This is a genomic window from Mycobacterium sp. (genome assembly GCF_035314665.1).
Taxonomy (GTDB): Bacteria; Actinomycetota; Actinomycetes; order Mycobacteriales; family Mycobacteriaceae; genus Mycobacterium.
The window spans coordinates 1-6,126 of sequence record NZ_DATFZD010000212.1 but is presented as its reverse complement, the minus strand read 5'-3'; the positions used below and the strand labels follow the sequence as shown (position 1 = coordinate 6,126).

Here is a 6,126-nt window from a genome sequence, read left to right as displayed (position 1 = left end):
AGAGTTGGTGCCTGCGCGCACTCCGCACTCGGTGGGTGCGCGCAAAACCATTGGGACGCGGAAGTTCAGCGGCGGGATTCGCCGCTTGTTCGGCCGCGCGCCGGAAGACGATACGTCGACCGAGATAGCAAGTTGCGGCGGCTGTGCGCCGGCGCCGATGAGCTCATGCGGGGTGTCGCCGGCCGAGGAGGGCAGGCGTCAGCAGCGGACATGGTTGCGGCGAGTGTGGCTGGCGGTGCCGTTGTCGCTGCTGTCCTTTGGGCTGACGACATTCTTAGCCGCCTACCCCTGGGCAAAATGGTTGGCCTTCGCCGCGACGATACCGGTGCAATTCGTCTCCGGATGGCCGGTTCTCAAAGGGGCGGTGCAGCAGGCGCGCGCCGGCAACGCGAATATGGACACGCTGATCGCGCTGGGCACGATGACCGCCTTCAGCTACTCCGTCTTTCAGTTATTCACCGGCGGCCCCGTATATTTCGACACCGCCGCACTCATCAGTGCATCGGTCGTACTGGGCCGCTACTTCGAGGCCAGAGCCCAGGGCAAGGCGTCGGAGGCAATCAGCAAGCTGCTGGAGATGGGCGCCAAGGAAGCTTGCCTGCTCGTCGACGAACAAGAAATTCTGGTCCCCATCGATCAGGTCCAGGTCGGGGATCTGCTACGAGTACGGCCGGGAGAGAAAATCCCGGTCGACGGCGAAGTCGTCGACGGACGCGCGGCCGTCGATGAGTCGATGCTGACCGGCGAGTCCGTTCCGGTTGGGAAGACCGCGGGCGACCGTGTCGCAGGAGCAACGGTCAACCTCGACGGCGTATTGACCGTGCGCGCCACCGCCGTTGGGGCCGACACCGCGCTGGCGCAAATCGTGCGCCTGGTTGAGCAGGCACAGGGCCGCAAGGCCCCGGTGCAGCGGATGGTCGACCGGGTGTCGGCGGTGTTCGTGCCGGCGGTGATTGGCGTTGCCGCGACAACGTTTGTCGGGTGGACGCTGTTGGCCGCCAACCCGGTGGGCGGCATGACCGCCGCGATTTCGGTGCTGATGATCGCCTGCCCGTGCGCGTTGGGCCTGGCCACCCCGACGGCGATCACGGTCGGCACCGGTCGCGGCGCGGACTTGGGGATCCTGGTCAAGGGCGGCGACGTGCTGGAAGCATCTCAGAAGATCGACACCGTCGTGTTCGACAAGACCGGCACCCTCACCCGCGCCCAGATGCAGCTCACCGATGTTGTTGCCCGCAGGCGGCGCCAGCCAGATCCGGTGCTGCGGATCGCGGCGGCGGTGGAGTCCGGCTCCGAGCACCCCATCGGCGCGGCGATCGTCGCTGGTGCGCTCGAGCGGGGGTTGAAGATACCGCCCGCCGCCGAGTTTGAAAGCGTTGCGGGACATGGGGTGCGGGCGCAGGTCGACGGGCGATCCGTGCTGGTGGGGCGGCGCAAGCTCGTCGACGAGCACGAGTTGTCGGTGCCCGACGGCCTCGCTCTGGCCGCCCTCGAATTGGAAGAGCAGGGCCGCACCGCGGTTTTCGTCGGCCGGGACGACCAGGTCGTGGGTGTGCTCGCGGTGGCCGACACGGTCAAGGAGGACGCCGTCGACGTCGTCCGCCAACTGCGCGACATGGGGCTGCAAGTCGTCATGATCACCGGCGACAACGCCCGCACGGCCGCGGCGATCGCGAAGCAGGTCGGCATCGACCGGGTGCTGGCCGAGGTGTTGCCGCAGGACAAAGTGACCGAGATTCAGCGGCTGCAGGGCGAGGGCCGCGTGGTTGCGATGGTTGGTGACGGCGTCAACGACGCGCCCGCCTTGGTGCAAGCCGATCTGGGCATTGCGATCGGCACCGGCACCGATGTCGCCATCGAGGCCTCCGATATCACGCTGATGTCCGGCCGGCTCGACGGTGTGGTGCGTTCAATCGAGCTGTCGAGACAAACCCTGCGGACGATCCATCAGAATCTCGGCTGGGCCTTCGGTTACAACACCGCCGCGATCCCCCTTGCCGCGCTGGGCGTGCTGAGCCCGATCGTTGCGGGCGCGACGATGGGGCTCTCCTCGGCGAGTGTGGTGACAAACTCGCTGCGGCTGCGCCGATTTGGTCGCGACGCATGATTCACGACATCGTGCTCCGATGGGTGGTCACCGGACTGTTTGCGCTGACCGCTGTCGAATATGGGGTAGCGGTCGTCACCAAACCCCGTCCGTGGACGTCGGCCGTCAACCATGCACTGCATTTCGTCATGGCCGTTGCGATGGTGGTGATGGCCTGGCCGTGGAGCACACAGCTTCCCACGACGGGACCCGCCGTGTTTTTCCTGCTTGCGGCGGTGGCGTTTGCCGCGATGGCCATCTTCGCGGTCCGAACGACCACCCGGCGGGAGCTGTACTTCTACCACGGCGTGATGATGCTGGCGACGGCCTGGATGTTCGCCATCATGGACAGTCATCTGATGCCGGCCGGATCGAGCACTGCGCCGGATATGTCGAATACGTCGATGCCAGGCATGGACATGTCTTCGACGAACATGCCGGCCACCAACGAATCGCCGCTGTGGTTCAGCGTTGTGGGCTGGATCGGTGCCGTCGGCTTCGCAGTCGCAGCGGTCTTCTGGACTTATCGGTATGTCCTGGATCGGCGTCGTAAGACGGCTCCGCGCCGGTCGCTGGGTGACTTGGGTCAGGCGATGATGGCCGCGGGTATGGCTATCTTCTTCCTCGCCACGCTATTTCGGATCTGAGCCCGCGCGCACGGCGGTTGCGCCGCTGTCGTTGAGTGCGCTGTGGCGCCGACCCCACACCAGGTAGAAGACCAACGCCACCACTAACCAGCCGCTGAACGCGATCCAGGTGTACCAGTGCAGGCTGAACAGGATGTAGGCACACGCCGCGATCGACAGGATCGGCGTCACCGGATAGCCCGGCACTCGGAAACCACGGGGTAAATCCGGTTGTTGAATGCGCAGGAGAATCACGCCTCCTGACACCACGATGAACGCGGTCAGGGTGCCGATCGAGACCGTTTCGGCCAGGCGGTCCAGCGGCACCAGGGCGGCCAGGGCTGCCACCACGAGCGAAACGATCACGGTGTTCCCGACCGGTGTCATCGTGCGGGGGTTGACCTTCGCGAACGTCGCCGGCAGCAGACCGTCACGGCCCATCGTGAACAGGATGCGGGTCTGGCCGTACAACGTCACCAGGGTCACCGAGAAGATGGATATCACCGCGCCGGCCGATACCAGGGTGCTGCCCGCGGTGTTTCCGGTGATGTGGTCCAAGATCACGGCCAGCACCGCTTCTTCGCCGCTGAACTCCTGCCACGGCTGGCTACCCATTGCGGCAACCACGACCAGTAATTGGATACCCGTGACGATCAGCAGGGCGTAAATGATTGCCCGCGGCATCGTGCGTTGCGGATCTTTGACTTCGTCGCCGGCGGTGGATACTGCGTCAATGCCGATGTAGGTGAAGAAGATTGTGCCAGCCGCCAAGCTGATGCCCGAGACGCCGAACGGTGCCAGGTCGGCGAAGCGGTCCGTTTTGAACGCGGTGAGTGCGATAGCCGCGAATATCGCCAGCACACTGAGTTTGATCACCACCATGACTGCGTTGACCTTGGCGGATTGACTGACACCCCGGATCAACAGGACCGCGCACATCGCCACCAAAATGACGGAAGGCAGGTTGATCACACCCGGCTCGAAATCCCATGGGCCCGCCAAAATCGCTTGCGACAGATGAACTCCAAAGACGTTGTCCAGCAGCTTGTTCAGATATTGACTCCACCCGACCGCCACCGCGGCGGTGGAGACGCCGTACTCGAGCAGCAGGCACGCCGCGACGCCCATTGCCGCGAGCTCGCCCAGGGTGGCGTAACAGTACGAGTACGCCGATCCGGAAACCGGTACCGCCGAGGCCATCTCGGCGTAGCAGACCGCGGCCAGACCCGCCGCGATGCCGGCAAGGATGAACGAGATGACCACCGCCGGGCCGGCCTGCGGCACCGACTGCGAGAGCACGATGAAGATGCCCGCACCGACGGTCTCGCCGACGCCGAACATGGTGAGCAGGAAGGTTCCCAGACTCCGTTGCAGGTGATCCGAAGCCCCGTCTGCGACCGGGGCACCGCCCACCGGCCGGCGCCGCAGCATCTGCCGTTGCAGGCTGAGCGCTGGCGTCGGCATCGTGCCTCCTCCGGAGGATTCGTGGTGAGCTAGCCAGCTTGGCTCAAGATACAACAACGAATGATCCGGTTGCCTGACAAAGGCGCGGTCAAAGCCGTCTGCGGCCTACGGGGTGACCAATATCTTGCAGTGCCGTTCGGGGTCGGCGAGATCGTCGAACGCTGTCCCGACGTCCTCGAGACCGACGTCGCCGGTGACCACCGGGGTGACGTCGATATCGCCCTCGGCGATTGCCCGCAAGGAGTCGGCGAATTCTTTCGCGTCATACGTGACAACGAACTGGACGTTCAACTCCTTGACACTGGCGAAGAACGGATGCACGGTATCGGGCTGCATGCACACGCCCACAACGACCAACCGCGTGCCGTGCCTGGCTCTGCGCATCACGTCATCGATGATGCCGGGTATCCCGACCGCCTCGAATACCACAGCGGGAGTGACGGTGTCGAATGGCGAGCCCTGCGCGGGGTCGAGCGTCTGATGTGCGCCCATGGTAGCGGCGAGCTCCCGACGCTTTGGCGAAAAGTCAGCTGCCACAATCGTTTCAACACCGCGGGACTTCAGAGTAGCGACCACCGCGATGCCGATCGGACCGCAACCGATGACCAGCGCGGTCTCGCCGGGCTCAACGCCCGACTTGTTGACGGCGTGCAGCCCGACCGCCATCGGTTCGGTCAACGCAGCGTGTCGATGGTCCAAGCCGTTGGGAATGCGCAACAGTAACGGCGCCGAAAGCAGCATCCGCTCGGCATAGCCGCCAACCGTCTTGTTGCTGTAGACAATCGGTTCGACATGTTTGCCTGAGATCAGCACCGGAATCGAGGTGACCAGCGTTCCCGTCGGGAACGTTTCGGTGTCGGGGCCGGCGTCGAGCACCTCCGCGCTGAACTCGTGGCCCATGAAGATGTCGTGGCTCAAGTCGACGTTCATGCCGCCGCCGAGACTTTCTGCCATTTGACCGCTCAGCGACAGCACCTCGGCGCCGTGGGCAGCGAAATGCAGGTCGGTGCCGCAGATCCCGCACGATCGCACACCGACCAGAACCTGGCCCGGACCCGGAACGGGGTCGGGCACGTCGTCGCGATAGACCATGCGGCCTTCCCGTAGCACCGCGGCACGCATCAGCTGTTCTCGCTTTCCATCTTGAGTTCATCGGTGTGCTCGGTGATCGCCTTCACCACCGCCTCGCCGGCGCGGCCAAGCAATTGTTCACGCATGCCTTCGGCCCATTCATGCGATGCCCGTGGCGCCTCCAATTGACCTTTGAAATGCGGAATCACCTTGCGGGCGAACAAATCATAGGAGTGGTAGGTCGCCTCCGGCGATGCCCAGTCGTGGCCGAGCAACAAGAAACCGCCGAATCCGCCCGACTGGTCCAGCAGACCCTCGATGTAGCCGATCGCTTCCTCGGGTGTGCCGATGCAGCAATTGCCCCTCGCCGCGTAGTCTTCGACGAACTGGCGGGGTGACTGAGCGCCTTCGACCAGGTTGGCCAACGGCACGAACCCGGCTGCGCCGAAATATTTCGCGAAGTCTTGCAGGCCGTAGGTGCAGTCGTCGATCGCCTGATCTCGCGTGTCGGCCAGATGCAAGATGCCGAGCACCCGCCAGTTGGCGCGGTCGGGTTCGTCGTGTCCGGCCTTGCCGGCTTGTTCGCACACGACTTCCCAGGTGTTTTCGAGCGCCGCGTAGCCGCCCGGCACCGACATCGACAACGACAGCAGCGACGTGCCCAACGCGCCGGCGAGCCGCGGTCCGGACGGGGAAATCATTGCCGCCGTTGATATTTCCGGATAAGGCCAGGTGTAAGGCCGGATGTGCAACTGGGCATCGCGCAGCGTGAACCAATCCGAGTGCCGGCTGATCCGCTCACCGGGTGCGGCCCGGAACAGTGCGAGGATCGCCTCGAGCGATTCGTGCATCATCCGGCGCTGCTCGATCGGATCGATG

General features: G+C 64.6%; 5 protein-coding genes. 2 read left to right on the top strand and 3 right to left on the bottom strand.

Going from position 1 to position 6,126, the window contains the following annotated elements; translation table 11 throughout:
- Both VKI00_RS15935 and VKI00_RS15930 read left to right on the top strand, forming a co-directional pair.
- Positions 1-2,107: copper-translocating P-type ATPase (locus VKI00_RS15935; RefSeq protein ID WP_324438972.1), on the top strand; the 2,107-nt coding region annotated here is incomplete at its 5' end.
- Positions 2,104-2,733, top strand: a complete 630-nt coding sequence (locus VKI00_RS15930; protein WP_324438970.1) for a DUF5134 domain-containing protein — start codon at positions 2,104-2,106, stop codon at positions 2,731-2,733. The genes VKI00_RS15935 and VKI00_RS15930, both read left to right, overlap by 4 nt.
- Here VKI00_RS15930 and VKI00_RS15925 read toward each other — a convergent pair.
- The 3 genes from VKI00_RS15925 to VKI00_RS15915 form a co-directional block, all read right to left on the bottom strand.
- Positions 2,719-4,176: an APC family permease gene (locus VKI00_RS15925; RefSeq protein ID WP_324438968.1), complete on the bottom strand. Its 1,458-nt coding sequence runs from the start codon at positions 4,174-4,176 to the stop codon at positions 2,719-2,721. The two genes, VKI00_RS15930 and VKI00_RS15925, sit on opposite strands and share 15 nt — an antisense overlap.
- A 105-nt stretch (positions 4,177-4,281) precedes the next feature.
- A complete protein-coding gene (locus tag VKI00_RS15920; protein WP_324438955.1) occupies positions 4,282-5,298 on the bottom strand; it encodes a zinc-binding dehydrogenase in 1,017 nt (338 codons plus the stop codon).
- The coding region (locus VKI00_RS15915; RefSeq protein ID WP_324438953.1) for an LLM class flavin-dependent oxidoreductase at positions 5,298-6,126 on the bottom strand (829 nt) is incomplete at its 5' end. The genes VKI00_RS15920 and VKI00_RS15915, both read right to left, overlap by 1 nt.